Consider the following 24,142-nt stretch of genomic DNA (forward strand, 5'->3'; position numbering starts at 1 on the left):
TCAGGCGCTCTTGATCGCCGAGACGTCGAACTCGAGCTTGACCTTCTCGGAGACGAGGACGCCGCCGGTCTCGAGCGCGGCGTTCCAGGTCAGGCCCCAGTCCTTGCGGTTGACCGCCAGGCCGCCCTCGAAGCCCACCCGGATGTTGCCGAAGGGGTCCTTCGCCGAGCCGGTCTGCTCGAAGGCGATCGTGACGGGCTTGGTCACGTCCTTGATGCTCAGGTCGCCGGTGACGGCCCAGTCGTCACCGTCGCGCTCGACCGAGGTCGAGGTGAAGGTGATCGAAGGGTAGGTCTCGGCGTCGAAGAAGTCCGCGGAGACGAGGTGGCCGTCGCGGTCCGCGACCCCGGTGTCCACCGAGGAGACGTCGATGGTGAGGGTGACCGACGAGGCCGACGGGTCGGCGGCGTCGAGGTGGGCGGCTCCCTCGAACTGCTTGAACGACCCGCGCACCGTGGTGACCATCGCGTGGCGCGCCGAGAAGCCCAGGCGGGTGTGGGTGGGGTCGATGGCGTAGTCGCCGGTGAGGTCGCTGATCGCCGTGGTGCCGGGCTCGAAGGCGGCCTCGGTGGTGACCTGGTCGGACTTGCGGCTGAAGATGCTCACGTTCTCTCCTGATGATTGAAGTTTGAACTACTGGCGTGTGGTCTGAACGCAGGTGGCGTGCAGAACATTCCTTCGCCGGGGACAAACTCTGGAGCGCCGTTTCCTGCCCGATTTCGGGCAGGAATTTGATCTTTGCCGGGTGAGGGCGCATCGTCGGCGATGTGCCTGCCTCGCGTGCCCCGTCGGCTCTGGTGGCGCACGTCGTCGCGACCACCGGGCTCGAGGCCGCCGAGGCTGCCCGGGTGGTCGAGGACGTCGTCGCGTTCTACGCCGAGCCCGTCGAGGAGCTCGTCCGGCGCAGGCACGCCCACCTGAAGACCTTCGGGGCGCGGAACGACGAGATCTTCGCCCAGATCGCCGAAGAGCTGTCCCGGCGAGTGGTGGCACCGCCACCGCTGACCCAGCGCCAGCTGCGGCGCATCGTGTACGGCTGACCTACCTCTCAAGGAGACACTGCATGTGCGGAATCGTCGGCTACATCGGGACCCAGCAGGCCGCCCCCCTGGTCATCGAGGGCCTGGCCCGTCTTGAGCACAGGGGCTACGACTCCGCCGGAGTCGCGGTCCTCGCCGCGTCCGGGGTGCGCGTCGCCAAGCGCGCCGGACGGGTCCGCGACCTGGCCGACGCCCTCCCCAAGCGCTTCAGCGGCGGGATCGGGATCGGTCACACCCGCTGGGCCACCCACGGCCCGGCCACCGACGCCAACGCCCACCCGCACACCGACGCCAAGGGCGACGTCGCGGTCGTGCACAACGGCATCATCGACAACGCCGGGGCCCTGCGCCGCCAGTTGGCCGAGGACGGGGTCGACCTGGTCTCCGACACCGACACCGAGGTGCTGGCCCACCTGGTGGCGCGCTCGAGCGCCGAGACCCTCGAGGGCCGGGTGCGCGACGCGCTGGCCGTGGTGGACGGCACCTACGGCATCGCCGTGGTCCACGCGGACTTCCCCGACCGGATCGTGGTGGCCCGCTACGGCAGCCCGCTGATCATCGGCGTCGGCGACAAGGAGATGTACGTCGCCTCCGACCTGGCCGCGCTGGTGCGCTACACCACCACCGTGGCCCACCTCGACGACGGCGAGATGGCCACGGTCACCGCCAGCGGGTTCACGACCTTCCGCAGCGACCTGAGCTCCACCGGCAAGACGGCCACCACGCTCGACATCGACCCGGCCGCCTACGAGGCCGGCGAGCACGCGTCGTACATGCGCAAGGAGATCCAGGAGCAGGTCAGCACGGCCGAGCGGATGCTGCGCGGGCGACTCGTCGAGCGCTTCGGCACCGCACACCTGGGCGGGCTGAACATGGACGTGCGCGAGACCCGGGCGATCAGCCGGGTCAAGATCCTGGGCTGCGGCTCGGCCTACTACGTCGGACAGATGGGCGCCTCGCTGCTCGAGGAGCTGGCCCGGATCCCCGCCGACGCCGAGGCCGCCAGCGAGTTCCGCTACCGCAACCCGGTGATCGAGCCCGACACCCTCTACGTCGCGGTGAGCCAGTCCGGCGAGACCGTGGACACCCTCCTCGCCGTGCAGGAGATCCAGCGCAAGGGCGGGCGGGTGATCGGCCTGGTCAACGTGGTCGGCAGCGCGATCGCGCGCCAGTGCGACGGCGGCATCTACCTGCACGCCGGGCCCGAGGTCGCGGTCGCCTCGACCAAGGCGCTCACCAACATGTTCCTCGGCTTCGCGCTGCTCGCCCTGCAGCTGGGCCGGGTCCGCGACCTCTCGATCGCCGACGGTCAGCGGCTGATCGCCGGCCTGGAGCGGATCCCCGCCCAGATCGAGGAGATCCTCGCCGGCGAGGAGGCGCTGGTGCCGATCGCCCAGCGGCTGGCCGAGGCCGAGAGCCTGTTCTTCGTGGGCCGGGTCCGGGGCTTCCCGGTGGCCCGGGAGGGCGCGCAGAAGTTCAAGGAGATCTCCTACCGCCACGCCGAGGCCTACCCGACCTCCGAGCTCAAGCACGGCCCGCTGGCGCTGATCGCCCCCACCCTCCCGACGGTCGCGGTCGTGCCCGCCGACGAGCTCGTCGAGCGCAACGTGGCGGCGCTCCACGAGATCGCCGCGCGCGGCGGCCCGCTGGTCGTGGTGACCCACCCCGGCGTCGACCTCGGCGACCTCGACGTCGCGCGCATCGACGTACCGCGCAGCGAGCCGGAGCTCGACCCGATCCTGCTCACCATCCCGCTGCAGCTGCTCGCCTACCACGCGGCGCTGCACCTGGGCCACGACATCGACAAGCCGCGCAACCTGGCCAAGTCGGTCACGGTCGAGTAGGGCGCAGGAGGGCGCGACCCCGGCGTGACCGGGGTCGCGTCCCCACGAATCGGTGGCGTGGCGGGGCCGCGATACCCTGGGGTCCTATGAGCGACGCGGAGCAGCAGGCGAACCCCGACCAGAACGACCTCGGACCGACCACCACCGAGGAGGCGGCCGCACAGCCGGTGGCCGCAGAGCCGGTGGCGGACCAGGGTCCCACCTTCGCCGACCTCGGTCTGGGCGAGAAGATCCTCAAGGTGCTGGCCGACGTCGGCTACGAGACGCCCTCGCCGATCCAGGCGGCGACGATCCCGCCGCTGCTCGCGGGCCGCGACGTGGTCGGCCTGGCCCAGACCGGCACCGGCAAGACGGCGGCGTTCGCCCTGCCGATCCTGTCCCAGCTCGACGTCAAGCAGAAGTCCGTCCAGGCGCTGGTGCTCGCGCCGACGCGCGAGCTGGCGCTGCAGGTCTGCGAGGCGTTCGAGAAGTACGCCGCGCACACCAAGGGCGTGCACGTGCTCCCCGTCTACGGCGGCCAGGGGTACGGCGTGCAGCTCAGCGCGCTGCGCCGCGGCGTGCACATCGTCGTGGGCACCCCCGGTCGGATCATGGACCACCTCGACAAGGGCACGCTCGACCTGACCGAGCTGCGCTTCCTGGTCCTCGACGAGGCCGACGAGATGCTCAACATGGGCTTCGCCGAGGACGTCGAGACGATCCTCGCCGACACCCCCGACACCAAGCAGGTCGCGCTCTTCTCCGCGACGATGCCGGCGCAGATCCGCCGCATCTCCAAGAAGTACCTCAACGACCCCGCCGAGATCACGGTCAAGAACAAGACCGCGACCGCCGCGAACATCACCCAGCGCTACCTGATGGTGTCCTACCCCCAGAAGGTCGACGCGCTGACCCGCATCCTCGAGGTCGAGAACTTCGAGGGGATGATCATCTTCGTGCGCACCAAGCACGAGACCGAGTCGCTGGCCGAGCGGCTGCGTGCGCGCGGCTTCTCCGCCACCGCGATCAACGGCGACGTGGCCCAGGCCGTGCGCGAGCGCACGGTCAACCAGCTCAAGGCCGGCAAGCTCGACATCCTGGTCGCCACCGACGTCGCGGCCCGCGGCCTCGACGTCGAGCGGATCAGCCACGTCGTCAACTACGACATCCCCACCGACACCGAGTCCTACGTCCACCGCATCGGCCGCACCGGCCGCGCGGGGCGCAAGGGCGACGCGATCTCGTTCATCACCCCGCGTGAGCGCCACCTGCTCAAGCACATCGAGAAGGCGACCCGCCAGCCGCTCACCCAGATGCAGCTGCCGAGCGTCGAGGACGTCAACCAGACCCGGCTGACCCGCTTCGACGAGGGCATCACCGCGGCCCTGGCCGACACCGCCCAGATCGACAAGTTCCGCGACGTGATCGCCCACTACGTGCGTGAGTACGACGTGCCCGAGGTCGACGTGGCCGCCGCGCTCGCCGTCGTGGCGCAGGGCGACGAGCCGCTGCTGCTCGACCCCGACAAGGTCCGCCCGGTCCGCACCGATTCCTACAGCGACGACCGGGGTGACCGCGGCGGCGACCGGGGCCGTCCCGAGCGGGCTCCGCGCAAGCCGCGCGGACGCACCGACGTGCCGATGGCGACGTACCGGATCGCGGTCGGCAAGCGACACAAGGTCGAGCCGCGCCAGATCGTCGGCGCGATCGCCAACGAGGGCAACCTCGGGCGCAACGACTTCGGCCACATCGAGATCAAGGGCGACTTCTCGCTCGTCGAGCTCCCCGCCGAGCTGCCCGAGGGCAGCCTGGAGAAGCTGCAGAGCACCCGGATCTCCGGCAAGCTCATCGAGCTGACCCGCGACAATGGGCCCGCTCGCGGTGGCAGCAGCGGTGGCTACCAGGGACGCTCGTCGGGTGGCTACCAGGGCGGCGACCGCAAGCCGCACCGCGGTCAGGGCGGCGGCGAGAAGAAGCCGCGCTGGCGCAACAGCGACGGCTGAGACCCGGCAGACCGAACCCCTTGTCGCATGGGGTCGACAAGGGGTCCGGCGCCAGGGAGAAGGACGCGCTCGAGGTGCGGTTGGGCCTTCGCTACGACCATGACACGCCGGATCTGGCATGTCAGCCATTTCCCTCGATCCTGGGGTAATGACAAGGTTGGCCCATGACTGGTCTTGACATGCTCGGCCCGCAGCATCGGGGCGTGTTCATCGCAGGCACCTGGCGCGAGGCGCAGGGCGGCGCGAGGTTCGAGGTCCTCGATCCCGCTGACGGCTCGGTGCTCACCACGGTGGCCGACGCGACGCTGGACGATGCGCGTGCCGCCCTCGACGCGGCCGCGGGCGCGCAGGCCGACTGGGCCGCGACCGCGCCGCGCGAGCGCGGCGAGATCTTGCGCCGCGCCTTCGAGCTGGTCGCCGCGCGCGCGGACGACTTCGCGCACCTGATGAGCCTGGAGATGGGCAAGCCCGTCGCCGAGGCCAAGGGCGAGGTCAGCTACGGCAACGAGTTCCTGCGCTGGTTCGCCGAGGAGGCGGTGCGCATCCACGGACGATGGATGAGCGCCCCCGCCGGCGGCAGCCGGCTGCTGACGATGAAGAAGCCGGTCGGGCCGTGCCTGATGATCACCCCCTGGAACTTCCCGCTCGCGATGGGCACCCGCAAGATCGGGCCCGCGGTGGCGGCCGGGTGCACGATGGTGATCAAGCCGGCTCAGCAGACGCCGCTGTCGATGCTGGCGCTGGCCGCGGTGATGGAGGAGGCCGGGCTGCCGGCCGGCGTGCTCAACATCGTGCCCACCACCGGGGCCCGCGAGCTCAGCGAGACGCTGATGGCCGACCCGCGGCTGCGCAAGGTCAGCTTCACCGGCTCGACCGTGGTGGGGCGCACCCTCGTCCAGCAGTCGGCCGGCCAGCTGCAGCGGATGAGCATGGAGCTCGGCGGCAACGCGCCCTTCGTGGTCTTCGAGGACGCCGACCTCGACGCCGCGGTCGACGGCGCGATGCTCGCCAAGATGCGCAACATGGGCGAGGCCTGCACCGCGGCCAACAGGTTCCTGGTGCATGCCTCGGTCGCCGAGGAGTTCGCGAACCGTCTCGCCGAGCGGATGGGCTCGCTGAAGGTCGGACGCGGCCAGGACGACGGCGTCGACGTGGGCCCGCTCATCGACGAGCGCGCGGTGGACTCGGTCGACGAGCTGGTCCGCGACGCCGTCGACCGTGGGGCGCGGGTGCTGACCGGTGGCGGGCCGGGGGAGGGCGCCGGCTTCTTCTACACGCCGACCGTGCTGGTCGACGTACCGTCCGGGGCCCGGATCGCGGCCGAGGAGATCTTCGGCCCCGTCGCCCCGGTCACCGCCTTCACCAGCGAGGAGGAGGCGATCCGGCTCGCCAACGACTCCGAGTACGGACTGGCCTCCTACGTGTACACCCGCGACCTGGCCCGGACCATCCGCGTCAGTGAGGCGCTGCAGTTCGGGATGATCGGCATCAACACCGGGCTGATCTCCAACCCCGCGGCCCCGTTCGGCGGCGTCAAGGCCAGCGGCTTCGGGCGCGAGGGCGGCTTCGAGGGCATCGAGGAGTACCTGGACACGACCTACGTCGCGCTGCCCGGCTGAGCCAGGTCGGCCTCGACCCGTCAGTCGCGCCGCGACACGCCGACGGATGGGTCGAGGCAGTGACGGGTCGGCTCAGCCCACGAAGATGCAGAACGGGTGGCCCGAGGGGTCGGCGAAGACGTAGAGCTCCTCCTCGGGGTCGTCGCTGCGGTCGTGGAGCACCTTCGCGCCCAGGGCCAGCGCCCGCTCCTTCTGCCGGTGCAGCTCGTCGACGCCGGAGACGGTGAAGTCCAGGTGCAGCTGCATGGGGACGTCGGGGGCCGGCCACGTGGTCGGGGTCAGCTCCTCGACCAACTGGAAGGCGAGACGACGCGTCTGGTCCTCCTCGACCAGCACCAGCCAGTCCGCGTCGTCGGGCTCGCCGCCGGTGGGCGGCTCGTCGCCGGCGCGGTAGCGCAGGCCCAGCAGCCGGCGGTAGAACTCGGCGAGCTCGCGGGGACGGGTGGTGTCGAGGACGGTGTGCAGCAGCTGCGGATACTCGGCCATGGTCGCTCCTCGCGGTCGTCGCTGTCGGCTCCGACGCTAGCGGGGTTCGCCGACAGCCCGCGCGAGATACCGGCGATGGGTCACAATGCGCGCGTGGACCTCTTCGCCGACGTCGCCGCGCAGTACCGCGAGTTCGCGGCGTACGCCGTGGACGACTCGCCCTGCCTGGCCGACTGGGCCCGGCGGACCGCCGAGGACGAGCGGCTGCTGGAGTGGATCCAGGAGCTGCCCCGCGCCAAGCGCCAGCCGAACCTGGTCTTCGCCGCGGCCCGCTGGCACGGCGTACCGGCGCCCGGCGAGTACGACGCACTGCGCTCGGCGCTGCTCGACGACGGCGGCGAGATCCGCGAGACGATCCGGCGACGCTCCACCCAGACCAACGAGGTCGGCCGGCTGGCGACGCTGCTCCCGGCGCTGGCCCGGATCGCCGAGGAGAGCGCGCGCCCGCTCGCCCTGATCGAGGTCGGGGCGAGCGCCGGGCTGTGCCTCTACCCCGACCGCTACTCCTACCGCTGGGACACCGAGCAGGGCCCGCGGCTGCTGGGCCACGACGGCCCGCTGCTGACCTGCTCGACGACCGGTGACCTGCCCGTGCCGACGGCGCCCCCGGAGGTCGCCTGGCGCGGCGGGATCGACCTGAACCCGCTCGACGTCGCCGACGCCGACGCGATGGCCTGGCTGACCACGCTGGTCTACCCCGAGTCCGAGGAGCGCCGCGAGCGGCTCACCCGGGCGATCGCGATCGCCCGCGAGGAGCCGCCGACGCTGGTGCGCGGCGACCTGCTGCTGGAGCTGCCGGCCCTGGTCGACGTGGCCGCGCGGCACGGGCAGGTGGTGGTGTTCCACAGCGCGGTGGCCCCCTACCTCGAGCCCGACGACCGGGAGGACTTCCAGCGCACCATGTCCCGGCTGGTCGCCGAGGGCGCGTGTCGCTGGGTCAGCAACGAGGGCAAGTCGGTGCTGGCGCAGGTGAGCGCCACCGGCCCCGCGATCCCCGAGGACGTCCCCACGTTCGTGCTCGGCCTGGACGGGCGCGCGGTCGCCTGGACGCATCCGCACGGGCGATCGATGCGCTGGCTCGGCTGAGCCGACGCGCCCTCGGCCGGTCGCGGCGGCGATGAGTTCGGTCGGCGGGATCGGTCCGCACCTGCATGCTCGTCCCGCCCGGGAGGAGGTGCGACGTGGACGACCCGGTGACCGAAAGCAGCACCGATGCGGTGAGCGACCCGCGCCACGAGCGTCCACTGCCGCGCCCGCTCCGGCCGTTTCGCACACCCGCCTACCGACGGCTCGCGGTGGCGCTGGTGTTCAGCACCTTCGCCTCCGGGGTCTGGATGGTGGGGCTGGTCTGGGAGGTGATCCGGCTCGGGGGCGGCCCCTCCCAGCTCTCCGTGGTGTCCACCGCCGCCGCGGTGGGCGTGCTGCTGCCGGCGCTGCTGGGCGGGGTCGTCGCCGACCGGGTCCCGCAGAAGTCGATCCTGCTCGTCGTGGCCGGCGTCGAGCTGACCGGGATGGGGCTGGTCGCGCTGGCCTCCCTCGCCGACGTCAGCGGCATCGCCCTGCTGACCGGGGTGGCGTTCGTGACCGGCGCGGCGATGGCGTTCTACTACCCGGCGTACTCCGCCTGGCTGCCGGCGCTCGTCCCGGAGTCGGAGCTGATGGCGGTCAACGGGTTCGAGGGCATGGTCCGCCCCACGGTCGGGCAGGCGGTCGGCCCGGGCGTCGCGGGCGTCGTCGTCGGATCGCTGTCGCCGGGTGCGGCGCTCGCGGTGGCCGCGCTGGCGTCGTTCGGTGGGCTGGTCGCGCTCACCGCCGTGCCGCTCACCCCGGTACGGCGCGACCTGGCCGCCGGTGCCGGTGCGCATCCGGTGGCCTCGGCGCTGAGCGACATGCGCGAGGCCTTCGCCTACATGGCCCGCACGCCGTGGTTCCTGGCGTCGCTGCTGTTCGCGGCGCTGATGGTCCTGGCGTTGATGGGTCCGTTCGAGGTGCTGGTGCCCTTCCTGATCAAGGACCGTCTCGGTGGCGGGCCGGGCGACCACGCGCTGGTGCTGGCCAGCTTCGGCGTCGGGGGTGCGGTCGGCTCGATGACGATGGCGGCGTTGCGGATGCCGCGGCGCTACCTGACCTGGATGAACCTGATGTGGGGTTTCGGTTGCCTGCCACTCGTGGTGATGGGCGCGACCAGCCGGATCTGGGTCGTGGTTCTCGCGGCGTTCGTGCTGGGCGCGCTGTTCTCGGCGCCGATGGTGATCTGGGGGACGTTGCTCCAGCGCCGGGTCCCGCCCGAGCTGCTCGGCCGGGTGTCATCGCTGGACTTCTTCGTCTCGGTCAGCCTGATGCCGGTCTCGATGGCCCTCGCCGGCCCGGTCTCCGACGCGATCGGGCTGCGCGCCACCTTCACCGTCGCCGGAGTCGTGCCCGGGATCGCGGCGGTGGTGGCGATCCTCTGGGCGCGGCTGCCCCACGACGAGCTCGCCCACCCCCTGCGCGACTGACGCCCGCCCCCGCCCGCCGTAGGCCCGCGCCGGCCCCGGTGGCCGCTGTAACGCGAGGTTATGCCCACCACCGCAGCGTTATTTCGCTGAGGTAGAGCGCATAACCCCGCGTTACAAGGGGGGCGGGGGCGGCGGGGCGGCGGGGCGGCGAGGGGCGGCGGGGCGGCGGGGCGCGGTCAGAGCTCGCCGAAGAGGGCGGGCAGCCGGTTGCGGGTGCGGATGCCGAGCTTGCGGTAGGTGTTCGACAGGTGCCACTCGACGGCCTTGATCGTGACGAACAGCTGCTGTGCGATCTGCCGGTTGGTCAGCCCCTCGGCGGCGAGCTGGGCCACCCGGCGCTCGGAGCTGGTGAGCGCGGCGACCGCCTCGACGCGGCTGCGTCGCGCGGACTGGCCGAGCCGGGCGAGCAGCCGCCGGGCCCGGTCCTGCAACGGGCTCAGCTCCTGCTCGCCGGCGTACTGCTCGGCCGAGCGGAGCAGGCCCACCACCTCCTCCTCGTCGGCCGCGCCGGCGAGGACGAGCATCCCGGCGAGGTCCGTGGCGATCTGGGCAGCCAGCCGGGGGGCGGGCGTGTCGGCCAGTACGGCGAGCGCCCGGCGCAGCAGCTGCACCCGATCGACGGTGGGGTCGACGGCCGCGACCGTGCGCAGTGCCTGGGCGATCGCGAACGGGGCGCCGAAGTCCTCGGCGAGGCGCAGGTCCTCGCGGCCCAGCGCGACGGCCTCGGGGACGCGCCCCAGGCGCACCAGCGACAGCGCCGCTCCGATCCGCCAGGCGAGCACGGCGGGGTTGTCGATGCCGGCGCGCATCCGCTCGCCGACCTCGGTGTAGTGGCGCAGTGCGCCCTCGTCGTCCCCGGCGGTCGCGGCCAGGTCGCCCAACGCGTGCAGCGCCACGGCTCCGACCAGGCCCGGGCTGCGCGCCAGGAGGGCCAGCGGCCCGGAGCACGCCGCGGCCTGCTCCAGCTCGCCGCGCGCGATGTGGCACTCCACCAGGCTCGCCAGGGCGGCCGCGTAGTCGGCGCGCGGGCTCCCCGCGCCCCCCTGAGCCGTCCGCGCCGAGGACCGTACCGCCACCTCGAGGTCGAACATCGCCTCGCTCACCAGACCCATCCGGGTGCGCAGGTAGCCCCGGCACGAGGACTGCTGGGCGAACCACAGCGTGGAGCCGCGGTCCTGCGCGACCGCGATGGCCTCGCTGAAGATGGTCTCGCCCTCCTGGAAGGCGCCGGTCCAGGCCAGCACCCCGGCCGCGAGCCACAGCGGGCCCGGGCCGGCGTCCTCGGAGAGCACGAAGCCGGTGGCCAGCCCCCGCAGCGCCGCCGAGCGGGACTCGGCCGCGTCGCCGCCCCGGAGGGCGTGCACGGCGGCGACGGTGGTCAGCGCGAATCCGTCCGCGGGATCGCCTGCGGCCTGCGACAGGTCAGCGGGGGTCGGCAGTCCGATCGCGTCGGCGGGGGGCTCGGTGCCCTGCACCAGGCAGGTCAGGGCGGCGCGAGCGGCGAGCCGGCGCCAGGCGCGATCGTGCGGGCGCGCGCCGAGCAGCACGTCGTAGACCCCGCGGGCGTCCTCGGCCCGGCCCGCGAAGGTGAGGGCGCTGGCCGCTTCGATGCGCAGCGTGTCCGCGGTGCCGCCGTCGCTGGCCGCGGCCGCCTGCTCCCACACCGCGACGGCCTCGTCCACGAGCCCCGCCTCGGCGCGGGCCCGGGCGGAGGCCGCGAGCAGCTCGACCCGGGTCGCGCCCTCGGCGCCCTCGGCCAGTGCCCGGTCGAGCAGTCGCCCGGCCAGGGCCGGGTTGCCCGCGTGCAGGGTGCGTCGGCCCTGCTGGGCGAGCAGTTCGCGGGCGCGTGGGTCGCGACTCACCGCGGAGCGCAGCAGGTGCGCCGCGACCAGGTCGGCGGGGGCGTCGGCCTCCTGGAGTGCGGCGGCGATGCGCGAGTGCCAGGCCGCCCGCTGTCCCGGCTCGAGCTCCTGGGTGAGCGCGTCGGCCACCCGCGGATGGCGCACCCGGACCAGGCCGCCGTCGACCCACAGCACCCGGCGGTCGGCGAGCTCCTCGAACTCGTCGGCGACCGCCTCGGGCGTGCGCCGTACCACGGCGGCGACCAGGCTCACGGCCACGTCGTCGCCGAGCAGCGCCACGACGCGTGCCGTCTCGAGCAGGGTCCGGGGCAGCGCGCGGACCCGGTGTGCGAGGACGCCGTCGCCGCGCGTGGCTCCCGGTTCGTCCTCGGCGAGCAGCTCGTGCAGGAGGAGCGGCACCCCACCGCTGTCGTGGTGCAGCCGGACGGCGTCCGCGTCGCCGAGGTCGGGGCGCGCCGAGCGCACCAGGGAGGCGGTGCCGCCGGCCCGCAGAGGGCGCAGCGCCAGCTGCTGCGAGGCGTCGAGGAGCCGCGGCGGGGCCCGGTCGACGTCCTCGACGGCATAGGCCAGCACGCAGGGAAGGGTCGCCAGCGCCGGCGCCAGCAGTTCGAGCACCTCGCGCGAGGCGGCGTCCGCGTGCTCCAGGTCGTCGACCAGCAGCAGGACCGCCTGGTCGCTGGAGATCTCCTCGAGCAGCCAGCGCGTCGCGTAGACGAGGTCGGCGACGGTACGGGTCCGTCCCGCGCAGAAGTCGGTGAGCGCGGCGCCGGGGCCGTCGAAGGGGTGCACCCCGGCGGCGCCGCGGCGGGCCAGGTCGCCGAACCAGGACCACAGGACGCCGTGCGCCACGTCCCCGGACAGCGGCGTCAGCCGGCAGTCCAGGATGCGCCATCCGCTGACGACCGCGCGGTTGCGGGCGTGGGCGAGCAGGCGGGACTTCCCGATCCCCGAGGGGCCGGTGACCGCCAGGAGCGATCCGCGGCCGGCCATAGCCCGCCCCATCACCTTGGTGAGGGCGGCGAGCTCCGCGTCCCGCTCCAGCAGAAGCGACGGGAGCATGGGCACAGGCTAGGAACCCGACGCCGCGGCCGTGCCGTTTTGAGCTATTTGGTGCCGGTTCGTGGGGGGTTGGGGACCATCGGCGAGCCCTCTCGCCCCAACAGCCCCAGCAGGACCACGTCGTACGGCGCGTCCGGGGCGGTGGGGAGCGGGGAGCCGAAGCGGAGACCGCGGTCCGCGGGCGAGATCGTCGTCGTGGCCACCGGCAGCAGCGCCTGGGCCAGCTGTCCCGGCAGGCGGGCCCCGGAGCCCGTCGCGCCTGCGACGTCCCAGCCGTGCACCGCGACCTCCAGCGCAGCGGTGGCCGCGAGCAGCCCCGATCCCATCCGCCGGCGTCCGATCTCGATCTCACCCGGGCCGCGGCGCGTCCAGGCCCCGAGCAGCGCGCAGGCCTTGGCGGTCAGGTCCTCCCGGGCGCGGGCCTCGGGGGCGGCCGCGGCCGAGGGCACGGTGACCTCGACGCGCCCGTGTGCCGCCTCCAAAAAGGCGTCGAGGGAGTCGGCCATGTGGGTCAGCAGCGCGGCGAGGTCCCAGCGCGAGCAGGGAGTGGGCCGGTGGAGGTCGGCCTCGGTCATCTCCACCAGCCGGACCCGGGTCCAGCCGAGGGATCGTTCGAGGAGCTCGAGCCCCTGGTGGTGGTCCATGACGACCAGCCCGCTCCTGGTCCCGGATCAGTGCGAGGCGACGCCCGCGGGATCCGGCAGCCGGTCGGGCAGCCCGAACCGGGCGAACAGCGCGGGGTCGAAGAACGCGCTGACGTGGCGCACCCGGTCATCCTCGAGGTCCAGCACCTGGAGGTGGAACGGCACGAACCCACCCTCCGCCGCCCGCATGTAGAGGCCGAAGGCCGGCTGCGCGTTTGCCGAGGTCCGCACCATCACCATGTCGTGCACGCCGCCCGGGCACTGGGTGTCGATGAGCCGGCCGATGTTCTCGGCGCCGCGGTACCAACCCGTGAAAGGGGGCATCTCCCAGACGGCCTCCGCGGTCAGCAGGCTCACGATGGTGGCGATGTCCTTGCGCCAGAACGCCTCGACGTACCGCTCCAGCAGCTGGGCCTGCGCGGGGCTGAGCTCCGGCTCGACCGTCTCGGCGGTGAGCCCGCGCTCGGCCATCTGGGCGTGGGCCCGCTGCAGTGCGGAGTTGACCGCGGCGGGCGTGGTCGCCAGCGCGGCAGCCACCTCCGCGGCCGACCAGCGCAGCACGTCGCGCAGGATCAGCACCGCGCGCTGGCGGGCGGGCAGGTGCTGCAGCGCCGCCACGAACGCGAGCCGGATCGAGTCGCGCTCGGCCACCGTCACGGCCGTGTCCGGCACCGGTTCGAGCCAGGGCACCTCGGCGTCGCGCTCCAGGGCGTCCCCGGCCAGCGAGTCGGCGGTGCCCAGCCCGGTGGGCAGCGGACGGCGGGGCCGGCCCTCCAGGCTGGTCAGGCAGACGTTGGTGGCGATCCGGTACAGCCAGGTGCGCACCGAGGAACGGCCCTCGAAGCGGTGGTAGGCCTTCCAGGCGCGCAGGAAGGTCTCCTGGACCAGGTCCTCGGCCTCGTGGACCGAGCCGCTCATCCGGTAGCAGTGGGCCAGCAGCTCGCGCTGGTAGCGCCGGGTCAGCTCGGGGAAGTCGGTGTCGATGTCGCCGGTGAGGTCCTCTTGCGGCCCGGGCGCGACCGGCCCCGCCGCCGGTGGGGCGGTGGAGGGCGGTGCCGTGGTAGCCGACGCCGTCGGGTGCGCTGTCATCGGTGGCTCCTCGCGTGCGATCTCTCCAGTGTGCCGTCCACTAGGACCCGTGGCGAGGGAATAACTCATCGCCGCGGCGAGGGGTGCCCGCGATGAGTTGGCTCCGGGGCGCCGGTCTGCAGAGCCAACCGATCCCTGAGGAGGACCCCATGAGCCGCATGCTCTTCGTCAACCTGCCGGTGCGGGACGTCTCGGCGAGCCGCGCCTTCTGGGAGGGCCTCGACTTCGACTTCGACGAGGACTACTGCGACGGCAAGGCCTGTTGTCTGCTGCTCAACGACCAGACCTGCGTGATGCTCCTGGAGCAGGGGTTCTTCCACGGCTTCCACAGCACCGCCCACCACACCGGCGACCAGGTGGTCCTGTGCATCTCGGCGCGCTCACGCGAGGAGGTCGAGCAGCTGTGCGAGCGGGCCTTCGCGGCCGGGGCCACCGCTGCCGGCGAGGTCCAGGACGACGGCCCCATGCACGGCTGGTCGTTCCGCGACCCCGACGGTCACATCTGGGAGGTGCTCTGGCTCGACGCCAGCTGAAGGGCAGAGCGCGCGGCCGGCTCGGCCAGCGCGCGGTCGGCGGCCACCAGCCCCACCCGGGTACGCCGTTCGAGCAGGTCGTCGACGTCGCAGGCCCCCTCGTGGGTGATCCCGAAGAGCAGCTCGGCCAGCGTCACCGCCACTCCCGGCGCGATCGGGGCCAGCAGCTCCTCGTCGTCCAGCCCGCTGGCAAGGCGGGCCTGCTCCAGGACGAGCGCGGCGTCGGTGCCGTAGCGGCGCACCAGTCGCTGCGGCGCCTCGAGCGCCGCCAGCTCGGCGCGCGGGGCGGCCCCGAGCAGCGGGAGCGTGCTGGTCCGGCAGGGCCCGGCGCTGAGCCGGGGGGCCGAGGCCAGGGCCACGTCGACGGCCTCCTCGGCCATCTGCCGGTACGTGGTCAGCTTGCCCCCGACGACGGTGACCAGGCCGGTGGCCGAGGTCAGCACCGCGTGCCGGCGGGAGAGGTCCGCGGTGGAGCCGGTGCCGTCCCCGGCCTGCAGCAGCGGGCGCAGCCCCGCGAACGCTCCGACCACGTCGGCGCGCCGCAGCGGCCGGGTGAAGGCGGCGGCGACCACGTCGAGCAGGAAGCCGATCTCGGTCTCGGTGGGCTCCGGCACGTCGGGGACCGGCCCGTCGGCGGGCTCGTCGGTCAGCCCGACGTAGAGCGTGCCGTCGGCCTGCGGCAGCACCATCACGAACCGGTTCAGTGTGCCGGGGACCGGCACGGTGACCACCGAGCGCAGGCCGGGCAGGGTGCCCTCGCGCAGCACCAGGTGGGTGCCGCGGCTGGGGCGCAGCGTGATCTCGTCCGCGAGCTGGCCGGCCCAGACCCCGGTCGCGTTGACGACGGCGCCCGCCGCGACGTGATGGGTCAGGCCGGTGCGCTCGTCGCGCAGGTCGACGCCGGTGCCGCTGGCCGCGGTGACGCGGGCCCGGGTGCGCACGTGCGCGCCGTACGCCGCGGCGGTGCGGGCCACGGTGATCACCAGGCGGGCGTCGTCCTCGAGCTGGCCGTCCCAGGACAGCAGGGCGCCGCGCAGCCCGGGCTGGCGCAGCCCGGGCGCGAGCTGGAGTGCCTCGGTCGTGGTGATCCGGCGGGGTCGGGGCAGCGTGTCGCTGGAGGTGTGCGCCGAGCGGCGCAGCAGGTCGCCGGCCCGGAAGCCGGCCTGGGCGAGCGCGGCCGCCGACCCGGAGACGCTCGTGGTGAGCGGCATCAGCATCGGCACCGGATGGGTCAGGTGCGGGGCGGTGACGTCCATCAGGATCCCGCGCTCGACGGCGCTCTCGTGGGCCACGCCCACCTGGCCGCGGGCGAGGTAGCGCAGCCCGCCGTGGACCAGCTTCGAGGACCATCGCGAGGTGCCGAAGGCGAGGTCGTGGGCGTCGACCGCGAGCACGCTCAGGCCGCGCGTGGCGGCGTCGAGGGCGACGCCGGCGCCGGTGATGCCCAGCCCGACGACCACCAGGTCGACGGCCTCGGGGACTCCCGCCAGCCCCGCGGCGATCCGCCGGTCGGTCATGGCCGGAGCGCCCGGACGAGGACCTCGCGGAGCTCGGCCAGGAGCGCCTCCTCGCTCACCGCCGCGTCGACCATCGTGTGCAGCGACAGCACGAAGCCGTGCGCGGCCAGCGCGACGCCGCGGGCGATCGCGGTCGGGTCGCCGGCCCGGATGGTCCCGTCCGCCTGCCCCGCGCGGATCGCCCGCTCGGCGAGGGCGAGCACCGAGTCCTGCGAGCGGCCCCGGCGCACCAGCAGGTAGGGCAGCAGCAGCTCGGGGTCCAGCTCGACGATCCGGACGAAGAGCTCGTTGCGGCGCAGCTGGACGATCGTGGCGACGGCGTCGTCGACCAGGCTGTCGAGGCCGGTGCGGCGGCCGATCTGCGGCGCGGGGGCCGACTCGGCGGTCGCCCGGGTCACCACGGCGCGCCACTCGCGGGTCATCAGGTCGCCCAGCAGCCGGGGCATCTCGCCCCAGGTGCGGTAGATGGTCATCCGTGAGACGCCGGCCCGACGCGCCACCTCGGTCAGCGTCGTACGCCGCCACCCGACGTCGAGGAGGCAGGCCCGGGCCGCGTCGAGGTAGGCGTCCTGCGCGCTGCCGGGGGCGGGGAGACCCGCCCCGGAGGAGTCCTCCGCCGGCTCACCCGGTGTCTCCAAGTCGTTGTGACGAAGTGACGTCATGTGTCACAGTGTAACCCATGACACGCGAGATGCATCCGAACCGCTGGGGCGCCGCCGACCGGGCCACCGCGCTGCCCGACTCCGCGCGCGGCCTCGTCGAGCTGGCCTTCGGCCTCGACGAGCGCCCAGCCGTCACGGACCCCGAGCTGGCTGCGTCCGTCCTCGGCGGCGAGGTGCGCAGCGCGCTGGCGGACATCGTCGGGGAGGAGCACGTGCTCGTCGACGACGCGACCCGGCGGCTGCGCACCCGCGGCAAGTCCACCCCGGACCTGCTGCGCGCCCGCGCCGGCGACCTCGCCGACGCCCCCGACGTCGTGGTCCGCCCCGCGAGCCACGACGAGGTGGCGGCGATCCTCGACCTCGCGGTCCGGCACCGGCTGGCGGTCGTCCCGTTCGGGGGCGGCACCTGCGTCACCGGTGGGCTGGTCGCGCGCCGCGAGGGCTTCGCCGGCGTGCTCAGCCTCGACCTGGTCCGGATGAACCGGCTGCTCGCCGTCGACCCGGTCTCGATGACCGCCACCCTCGAGCCCGGCCTGCGTGGCCCCGAGGCCGAGGCGCTGCTGGGCGAGCACGGCCTCACCCTCGGTCACTTCCCGCAGTCCTTCGAGCACGCCAGCATCGGCGGCTTCGCGGCGACCCGCTCCAGTGGGCAGTCGAGCGCCGGGTACGGCCGCTTCGACTCCATGGTCGTCGGCCTGGCCGTGGCCACCCCCAGCGGTCGGCTCGATCTCGGCACCGCGCCCGCCAGCGCCGCCGGCCCGGACCTGCGCCAGCTGATCCTGGGCTCCGAGGGCACCCTGGGCGTGATCACCGCCGTCACCGTGCGGGTACGGCGGGTGCCGCAGGTGACGCGCTACGAGGGGTGGCGCTGGCCCGACTTCGAGTCCGGCACCAACGCGGTGCGCCGGCTCGTCCAGGACGGCCTGCAGCCGACGGTCCTGCGACTCTCGGACGAGGCGGAGACCGCGCTCAACCTCGCCGACCCCGAGGCGGTGGGCGCCGAGTCCGCCACCGGCTGCCTGATGCTGGTGGGCCACGAGGGGGAGGCCGCCACCGTCGCCGCCCGCCGGGCCGCGGTGACCATCGCCCTGGAGGACCTGGGCGGCACGCCGCTCGGGACCGGGCCCGGCGAGTCCTGGGCGCACGGCCGCTTCGCCGCGCCGTACCTGCGCGACGCGATGCTCGACGTCGGGGTGCTGGTCGAGACGCTGGAGACGGCGACGTTCTGGTCGCGCATCCCGGCTGTCTACGCCGCGGTGCGCACCGCGCTGGAGGAGTCGCTCGGCGGCGACGGGGAGAGCGTGCTGGTGCTGTGCCACGTCTCGCACGTCTACGAGACCGGCGCCTCGCTGTACTTCACGGTGGCCGCCCGGCAGGGGCCCGACCCGCTCGCCCGCTGGGAGGCGGCGAAGGCGGCCGCCAGCGACGCGATGCTCGCCGCCGGCGCGACGATCACCCACCACCACGCCGTCGGCACCGATCACAAGCCGTGGCTGGCCCGCGAGATCGGCCCGGTCGGCGTCGGCATCCTGCGCGCGGTCAAGGCCGAGCTCGACCCGGCCGGCATCCTCAATCCCGGTGTGCTGATCCCGTGAGGGCGTTCACGCTGCTGGTCAACCCGACCTCCGGCGGCGGCGCCGCGCCGGGCGCGGTCGTCCCGGCCGCGCGGCTGCTGCGCGACGCCGGCGCCCGGGTGGAGGTGACCTACCCGCCGGGCCCGCTGGCCTGCATGGAGCTGGTCGACGCCGCGGTGGCCCGCGGTGACGTGGTGGTCTCGGTCGGCGGCGACGGGATGCTGTCCTCGCTGGCCGGCCGGGTCGCCGCGAACGGCGGCTTGCTCGGTCTGCTCCCGGTGGGACGCGGCAACGACTTCGCGCGGATGCTGGGCGTCCCCGAGGACGCCGCCGGACAGGTCGAGGTGCTGCTCGGGGCGGTGCCGCGCCGCGTCGACCTGCTCGAGCTGCGGCTGCCAGGCAGCGCCCCGCGCGCGGTCGCCGGCTCGGTCTACGCCGGCGTCGACGCCCGCGCCGCGGCGTACGTGGCCCGGATGCGCCGCGTGCCGAGCCGCATGCAGTACCCGCTGGGCGCGGTCGCCGCGCTCGCGACGTACCGGCCGGCCTCGTTCCGCGTCGTCGTGGACGGACCCGACGGGCGCCACGAGGCCGAGTACGAGGCGGCGACCGTGGTGGTGGCCAACTCGCGCTTCTACGGCAAGGGGATGGCCATCGCTCCCGCCGCCGCGATCGACGACGGTCTGCTGGACCTGATCGTGGTGGAGGCCGCGCACAAGCGGGCGCTGATCCGGGCGCTGCCCCGCCTCTACGACGGCACCCACGTCGACCTGCCCCAGGTGACGGTCCTGCGCGGCACCCGGATCGAGCTCACCGCCGACAGCGCGGTCGCGGTGCCGATGGGCGGCGACGGCGAGCCGTTGGGTGACCTGCCCCGCCTCGGCGCCCCGCCCGCGGTGATCGAGGTCCGCGCCGACGCCCTGGACGTGCTCGCCTCCGTGCGCTGATCCCGCCCCCGCCACCTGGGGGTCGTGTGCCTGAGCGCGCGCCCCGGTGCGTCGTGGGGCACACGACCCGGGGATCCGTGGTCCACTGCTCGGGTCGAGAGGGGGAGCTCGCGATGGATCCGGTGGCCCGTGGGGTTCAGGAGCGCCGTATGGCCGGCCTGGAGTCGTTGAGCCTGGGCGCCTCGTGCGGGACCGCGGTCTTCTTCGGCTGCCTGCTCGTCGCGGACGCCGGCGTCACGCTGGCCGTCTCCGGGGGACTCGCGGCCGCGCTGCTGGCGGCCGTGCCCTGGCTGGTGCATCGCCGCCGCCACCCGCCGTCTCTGGAGCCGGATCCCGCCGAGATCCAGGACGAGGAGGACGACGGGGAAGGCGGATGGACCCTCGGGTCCCTCCTGCTCGCGGTGATCGTGGTGCCGCTGTTCGTCGTGGTCGGGATCCTGTTCCGCTTCCTGCTTCCGTTGGCGATCATCGTCGGGTTCTGGGTCGCCAACGGCTCCGCGTCGGCGGTGTCGGTGCTCGGTGCCGCCGGAGCCTGCCTGGCCGTCCTGGCCTGCGTGGAGTTCGCGCTCGAGGTGCCGCTGGCCCGCCGCTGGGGGCTTCCGCTCGGTTGACATCGGCCGGCAGCGACCGTTCGGAAGGAAAACTCGTCGGCGCCCACGCTCGGGCCGGACTCGATCGGCCCGCGTTTTCCTTCTGAACGGTCGCCCGCTCCGCGCACTAGCCGACGGCGTCGCGGAACGACCACACCAGCAGCTCGGTCGCGGCGGTGGCGCGCACGCGCCGCCCCGGCTCGCCGCTCAGCCGTACGGCGTCGGCCTCGCCCAGCACCGTCGTCGCCGGGGCGTCGCCCCCCTCGAGGAGCGCGCCGCCCCGGGCGACGAACACGTGAGCGAGTGGGTCCTCGGGCAGCGCGACGACCGCGCCGGGGGCCAGCCGCGCCGCGTGCAGGGTCGCTGAGCGCGCGCCGATCGGCAGCAGCGCCGCCGGGTCGTGGCCCGAGACGACCGGCACCAGGCCCCCGGCGGCGAGCGCGTCGCCCAGCTCGGTGTCGCGCAGGACCGGCGGCGTCCCCGCCTCGTCGGGCCGCACCCACACCTGGACGAACCGGGTGGGTCCGGAGGCAGGGTCGCCGACCTCGCTGTGCACGATGCCCGCGCCGGCCGAGGTCACCTGGACGCGGCCCGGGGAGGTCGTGCCGCGCCCGCCGGTGGAGTCGGTGTGGACCAGCGCGCCCTCGAGCACCCAGGTGACGATCTCGAGGTCGGTGTGCGGGTGGTCGGGGTACCCGGCGCCGGGCGCCAGCCGATCGTCGTTGTGGCACACCATCGGGCCGAAGCCGAGGTTGGCCGGGTCGTAGTGGGGCCCCCAGGAGAACGAGTGGTCGGTGGCGCGCCCCTCGGCGCTCGTGCGCTGCCGGGTCCCGGCGCGCCGCACCTGCACGCTCACCGAGCGCTCAGCTCCCCGTCGGCGACTGCGGCGCCGCCGTCCCCGTCGGCGTCGGCGCCGCCGTCCCCGTCGTCAGCGTCGTCAGCGAGGCTGAGCAGCCGGGCGAGCAGGTCGTCGGTGAGGCTCACCGCCTCGGCGAGCCGGTCCTCGCCGAGCTCGGCGAAGGACCGGTCGAGGCGCTCCAGGGCGCTCCTGCTCCGCGCGACCAGCGTCTCGCCGGCGGGGGTGAGGCCGTGCTGGATCCGCCGGCCGCGCCCGGGGGAGCGCTCGAGCAGGCCGTCGCGGACCAGCCCGGCGGTGGCGCCGCTCAGCGACTGCGGGGTCTGGGTGGTGAACTCCGCCAGCTCGGCCCCGGAGGCGCCGGGGTTGCGCTCCACCGCGTCGAGGACCAGGTACTGCGACAGGGTGAGGCCGACCCGGCGCAGCGCGGAGTCGGCGGTGCGGCCGTAGAGCTGGACGATCAGCCGCAGCCGCAGCGGCAGCCACTGCACCCCGTGCGGGTCGGGGTGGGCGAGCAGCCGGGTCAGGGCGGGGCTCTCCCCGCGCCAGCGTCGCTCGGTCATGGAGCCACCGTAGTGCCCGGGAACAGATCGGGAGCGGCCACGGTTGGGCTCATGTCAGGAACCTGACACAGACGTCGCACCCGCAGGAGAAGTCAGTGAGTCACACCGCCACCGGAGGAGCCGACACGGCCCCCTCCGTCCCCAGCGCCCCCGGGACACCGGAGCCCCGAGACGGTGGCCCGAGCGACGGCAACACCCTGGTCATCGGGCTGCTGCTCGCCTCGACCTTCGTGGTGATCCTCAACGAGACGATCATGGGCGTCGCGCTGCCGCAGCTCACCCGGGACCTGGCGGTCTCCACCTCGACCGCGCAGTGGCTGACCACCGGGTTCCTGCTGACCATGGCCGTGGTGATCCCGGTGACGGGCTTCCTGCTGCAGCGCTTCCACGTGCGCCCGCTGTTCCTGGCCGCGATGACGCTGTTCAGCGTGGGCACCGTGGTCGCGGCCAGCGCGCCGGGCTTCGCGACCCTGCTGGGTGGGCGGGTGATCCAGGCCTCCGGCACCGCGATCATGGTCCCGCTGCTGTTCACCACGGTGCTCAACCTGGTGCCCGCCGAGCGGCGTGGCCGCACCATGGGCAACATCTCGATCGCGATCTCGGTGGCCCCGGCCATCGGCCCGACCATCTCCGGGCTGATCCTCGACGTGCTCGACTGGCGCTGGATGTTCTGGCTGGTCCTCCCCATCGCCCTGGGCGCCCTGACGCTGGGCGCGGTCAAGCTGCGCAACGTGACCGTGCCGCGCGCGGTCCCGATCGACGTTCTCTCCGTGGTCCTCTCCGCGCTGGCCTTCGGTGGGCTGATCTACGGACTGAGCAGCATCGGCCAGGCCGCCGAGGGCGAGGTCCCGGTCTCCCCGTGGATCACCGTCAGCATCGGCGTCGTCGCGCTCGCGCTCTTCGCCTGGCGTCAGCTGGTGCTCCAGCGCACCGCCCGGGCCCTGCTCGACCTGCGCACCTTCCGCAGCAGCCACTTCACCATCGCGGTGCTGCTGGTCGTGGTCAGCATGATGTCGCTGTTCGGCACGATCATCCTGATCCCGATCTACACCCAGGGCGTGCTCGGCCTGGACACCCTCGACACCGGCCTGCTGCTGCTTCCCGGCGGGCTGGTGATGGGCCTGATGGCGCCCTTCGTCGGCCGCCTCTACGACCGCAGCGGCCCGCGGGCGCTGGTCATCACCGGCGCCTCGATCGTCGCCGTCGCGCTGTGGGGCCTGGCCCAGGTCGACGTCAGCACCGAGGGCTCCTACGTGATGGGCTGCCACGTCGTGCTGAGCATCGGCCTGGCGTTGACGTTCACGCCGCTGTTCACCTCCGGCCTGGGCTCGCTCGACCCGCAGCTGTACTCCCACGGCAGCGCCATCGTCAGCACCATGCAGCAGCTGGCCGGTGCCGCCGGCACCGCGCTGTTCGTGACGCTGCTGGCCCGCGGCGTCGCCGACGCCGGTGCGTCCGCGAGCCCGGCTGCCGCGACCGCGGACGGCGTGCAGGCGGCGTTCCTGGTCGGCGCGGTGATCTCGACCCTGGCCGTGGGACTCGCCCTGTTCGTCCGCAGGCCTCCCGCTCAGGAGCCCGCTGCCTGATGCGGGGGCGGTGACTCACACCGCCCGCCCCCCATTGCCGCCGTTCTCGTGCCCACCGGCCGCCAGCGCCGCGGCCAGGCGCCGCACCGCCTCGGTGAGCCGCTCGGGCGAGGTGGCGATGTTGACCCGCACGTGGCCCTCCAGGCCGGGCTGGTAGTCCGAGCCGGGGGCCAGCGCGACGCCGTGCGCGCGGCCGGCGGCGGCCGGGTCCGCCACGCCGTACCCGCGCAGGTCCAGCCAGGCCAGGTACGTCGCCTCGAGCGGCCGCATCCGGGCGGCGGGCAGGTGGGTGGCGACCAGGTCGGCGAGCAGCGCGCGCTGGGCGTCGAGGCGGGCCACCAGCGCGGCCAGCCAGTCGTCGCCCTCGCCGTAGGCGGCCCGGGCGGCGACCATGCCCAGCGGTGAGTAGCCGTGGTTCTGCGGGAGCGGGACGTTGCGCAGGGCGCGCTGCTCGTCGGCGTCCAGGGTGAGGACCTGCGCGCAGTGCAGCCCGGCGGTGTTGAAGGACTTCGAGGCGCTGGTGACCAGGATCCCGCGCGGGTCCACCGACAGGTACGGCGTGAACCGGGCGCCGGGCAGGGTGAGCGGCGCGTGGATCTCGTCGGCGATCACCCGGGCGCCGTACCCGGCGGCGAGGTCGCGCACGGCCTCCAGCTCGGTCCGGGTGGCCACGCCCCCGAGCGGGTTGTGCGGGTTGCACAGCAACAGGGTGCGGGCGCCGGCGGCGAAGGCCCGCTCCACGGCGACGAGGTCGAGGGCCGCGCCGGCGTGGTCGAGCGGGGCGTCCGGGTCGGTCTCCACGCCGACCAGCTCGCGCCCGGTCACCGCGACCAGCTCGCGGAACGGCGGGTAGCACGGCAGCGGCACCGCCACCGGGCCCGGCGGGCAGAGCACCTCCAGGGCCAGCCGGATGCCGGCGATCACGTCGCCGGCCAGCACGCAGGCGCTCGCGGGCAGGTCCCAGTCCCAGTGGCGGCCCGCGAAGCCGGACAGCGCGGCGCCGACGCCGCCGTCGCCCGGCGGTGGGTAGCCGGCCATCTGCGCCTGCACGGCCCGGGTCAGCGCCGCGCTCACCGGCGGGGCGAGGGCGTAGTCCATCTCGGCCACCCAGGCCGGGATCACGTCCGGGCCGTAGACCCCCCACTTCAGCGGCAGGGCGGCGCGGGCCTCGTCATCGCTCAGGTCACGGATCAC

The 24,142-nt window shown here is 74.0% G+C and carries 21 protein-coding genes; 11 read left to right on the forward strand and 10 right to left on the reverse strand.

Annotated elements, in window-relative coordinates:
* Nucleotides 1-606: a YceI family protein gene (locus AC6EI4_RS03065; RefSeq protein WP_498450535.1), complete on the reverse strand. Its 606-nt coding sequence runs from the start codon at nt 604-606 to the stop codon at nt 1-3.
* 161 nt (nt 607-767) lie between these two features.
* On the opposite strand from AC6EI4_RS03065, the gene AC6EI4_RS03070 reads away from it, so the two are divergent.
* The 4 genes from AC6EI4_RS03070 to AC6EI4_RS03085 all read left to right on the forward strand — a co-directional run bounded on the left by AC6EI4_RS03070 (nt 768) and on the right by AC6EI4_RS03085 (nt 6,485).
* Nucleotides 768-1,040 (forward strand): hypothetical protein, encoded by a 273-nt coding sequence (locus AC6EI4_RS03070; RefSeq protein WP_498419866.1) that lies wholly within the window; start codon nt 768-770, stop codon nt 1,038-1,040.
* 23 nt (nt 1,041-1,063) lie between these two features.
* Nucleotides 1,064-2,884: a glutamine--fructose-6-phosphate transaminase (isomerizing) gene (glmS, locus tag AC6EI4_RS03075; RefSeq protein WP_498419864.1), complete on the forward strand. Its 1,821-nt coding sequence runs from the start codon at nt 1,064-1,066 to the stop codon at nt 2,882-2,884.
* Between the two features lie 86 nt (nt 2,885-2,970).
* Entirely contained in the window at nt 2,971-4,866 is a 1,896-nt protein-coding gene (locus AC6EI4_RS03080) for a DEAD/DEAH box helicase (protein ID WP_498450536.1), read from the forward strand.
* A gap of 164 nt (nt 4,867-5,030) precedes the next feature.
* On the forward strand, nt 5,031-6,485 hold the full coding sequence (locus AC6EI4_RS03085) for an NAD-dependent succinate-semialdehyde dehydrogenase (RefSeq protein ID WP_498450537.1): 1,455 nt from the start codon (nt 5,031-5,033) through the stop codon (nt 6,483-6,485).
* Nucleotides 6,486-6,557: 72 nt separating this feature from the next.
* Here the strand turns inward: AC6EI4_RS03085 and AC6EI4_RS03090 are convergent, their stop codons facing one another.
* Nucleotides 6,558-6,971, reverse strand: a complete 414-nt coding sequence (locus tag AC6EI4_RS03090) for a VOC family protein (RefSeq protein WP_498419858.1) — start codon at nt 6,969-6,971, stop codon at nt 6,558-6,560.
* Between the two features lie 93 nt (nt 6,972-7,064).
* Between AC6EI4_RS03090 and AC6EI4_RS03095 the strand changes: the two genes are divergently transcribed.
* The gene (locus tag AC6EI4_RS03095; RefSeq protein WP_498450538.1) at nt 7,065-8,057 is read left to right on the forward strand and encodes a DUF2332 domain-containing protein; all 993 of its coding nucleotides are present in this window, start codon (nt 7,065-7,067) and stop codon (nt 8,055-8,057) included.
* A gap of 95 nt (nt 8,058-8,152) precedes the next feature.
* A complete protein-coding gene (locus AC6EI4_RS03100; RefSeq protein WP_498450539.1) occupies nt 8,153-9,469 on the forward strand; it encodes an MFS transporter in 1,317 nt (438 codons plus the stop codon).
* Nucleotides 9,470-9,645: 176 nt separating this feature from the next.
* Here the strand turns inward: AC6EI4_RS03100 and AC6EI4_RS03105 are convergent, their stop codons facing one another.
* Genes AC6EI4_RS03105 through AC6EI4_RS03115 form a run of 3 tightly spaced genes read right to left on the reverse strand, consistent with a single transcriptional unit; the run spans nt 9,646 to nt 14,123 of the window.
* On the reverse strand, nt 9,646-12,390 hold the full coding sequence (locus AC6EI4_RS03105; RefSeq protein ID WP_498450540.1) for an ATP-binding protein: 2,745 nt from the start codon (nt 12,388-12,390) through the stop codon (nt 9,646-9,648).
* Nucleotides 12,391-12,434: 44 nt separating this feature from the next.
* Entirely contained in the window at nt 12,435-13,034 is a 600-nt protein-coding gene (locus AC6EI4_RS03110; RefSeq protein WP_498450541.1) for a TIGR03086 family metal-binding protein, read from the reverse strand.
* Nucleotides 13,035-13,061: 27 nt separating this feature from the next.
* Nucleotides 13,062-14,123 carry a sigma-70 family RNA polymerase sigma factor gene (locus tag AC6EI4_RS03115; protein ID WP_498450542.1) on the reverse strand — a complete coding sequence of 354 codons (1,062 nt, stop codon included), beginning with the start codon at nt 14,121-14,123 and terminating at the stop codon, nt 13,062-13,064.
* A gap of 149 nt (nt 14,124-14,272) precedes the next feature.
* Here AC6EI4_RS03115 and AC6EI4_RS03120 point away from each other — a divergent pair, with 149 nt between their 5' ends.
* Nucleotides 14,273-14,656: a VOC family protein gene (locus tag AC6EI4_RS03120; protein ID WP_498419848.1), complete on the forward strand. Its 384-nt coding sequence runs from the start codon at nt 14,273-14,275 to the stop codon at nt 14,654-14,656.
* On the opposite strand, the gene AC6EI4_RS03125 is transcribed toward AC6EI4_RS03120, so the two are convergent.
* Together AC6EI4_RS03125 and AC6EI4_RS03130 are read right to left on the reverse strand one after the other, a co-directional pair.
* Nucleotides 14,620-16,173: a glycerol-3-phosphate dehydrogenase/oxidase gene (locus tag AC6EI4_RS03125; RefSeq protein WP_498450543.1), complete on the reverse strand. Its 1,554-nt coding sequence runs from the start codon at nt 16,171-16,173 to the stop codon at nt 14,620-14,622. The two genes, AC6EI4_RS03120 and AC6EI4_RS03125, sit on opposite strands and share 37 nt — an antisense overlap.
* Nucleotides 16,170-16,835: a TetR/AcrR family transcriptional regulator gene (locus AC6EI4_RS03130; RefSeq protein ID WP_498419844.1), complete on the reverse strand. Its 666-nt coding sequence runs from the start codon at nt 16,833-16,835 to the stop codon at nt 16,170-16,172. The genes AC6EI4_RS03125 and AC6EI4_RS03130 overlap by 4 nt, the downstream gene beginning before the upstream one ends.
* A 17-nt stretch (nt 16,836-16,852) precedes the next feature.
* Here AC6EI4_RS03130 and AC6EI4_RS03135 point away from each other — a divergent pair, with 17 nt between their 5' ends.
* From AC6EI4_RS03135 to AC6EI4_RS03145, 3 genes are all read left to right on the forward strand, one after another.
* Nucleotides 16,853-18,430, forward strand: a complete 1,578-nt coding sequence (locus AC6EI4_RS03135) for an FAD-binding oxidoreductase (protein WP_498419842.1) — start codon at nt 16,853-16,855, stop codon at nt 18,428-18,430.
* Entirely contained in the window at nt 18,427-19,353 is a 927-nt protein-coding gene (locus AC6EI4_RS03140) for a diacylglycerol/lipid kinase family protein (RefSeq protein ID WP_498450544.1), read from the forward strand. The genes AC6EI4_RS03135 and AC6EI4_RS03140 overlap by 4 nt, the downstream gene beginning before the upstream one ends.
* 149 nt (nt 19,354-19,502) lie before the next feature.
* Nucleotides 19,503-19,964 carry a hypothetical protein gene (locus AC6EI4_RS03145; protein ID WP_498450545.1) on the forward strand — a complete coding sequence of 154 codons (462 nt, stop codon included), beginning with the start codon at nt 19,503-19,505 and terminating at the stop codon, nt 19,962-19,964.
* 106 nt (nt 19,965-20,070) lie between these two features.
* On the opposite strand, the gene AC6EI4_RS03150 is transcribed toward AC6EI4_RS03145, so the two are convergent.
* Both AC6EI4_RS03150 and AC6EI4_RS03155 read right to left on the reverse strand, forming a co-directional pair.
* Nucleotides 20,071-20,799 (reverse strand): pirin family protein, encoded by a 729-nt coding sequence (locus AC6EI4_RS03150; RefSeq protein WP_498450546.1) that lies wholly within the window; start codon nt 20,797-20,799, stop codon nt 20,071-20,073.
* Nucleotides 20,796-21,362: a MarR family winged helix-turn-helix transcriptional regulator gene (locus AC6EI4_RS03155; protein ID WP_498450547.1), complete on the reverse strand. Its 567-nt coding sequence runs from the start codon at nt 21,360-21,362 to the stop codon at nt 20,796-20,798. The genes AC6EI4_RS03150 and AC6EI4_RS03155 overlap by 4 nt, the downstream gene beginning before the upstream one ends.
* Nucleotides 21,363-21,457: 95 nt before the next feature.
* On the opposite strand from AC6EI4_RS03155, the gene AC6EI4_RS03160 reads away from it, so the two are divergent.
* Nucleotides 21,458-22,948 carry a DHA2 family efflux MFS transporter permease subunit gene (locus AC6EI4_RS03160; RefSeq protein ID WP_498419832.1) on the forward strand — a complete coding sequence of 497 codons (1,491 nt, stop codon included), beginning with the start codon at nt 21,458-21,460 and terminating at the stop codon, nt 22,946-22,948.
* Between the two features lie 15 nt (nt 22,949-22,963).
* Here AC6EI4_RS03160 and AC6EI4_RS03165 read toward each other — a convergent pair whose 3' ends face one another.
* Nucleotides 22,964-24,142, reverse strand: coding sequence for a MalY/PatB family protein (locus tag AC6EI4_RS03165; protein WP_498450548.1), 1,179 nt, complete (start codon nt 24,140-24,142; stop codon nt 22,964-22,966).

This window comes from Nocardioides sp. Z43_10, from assembly GCF_059766615.1.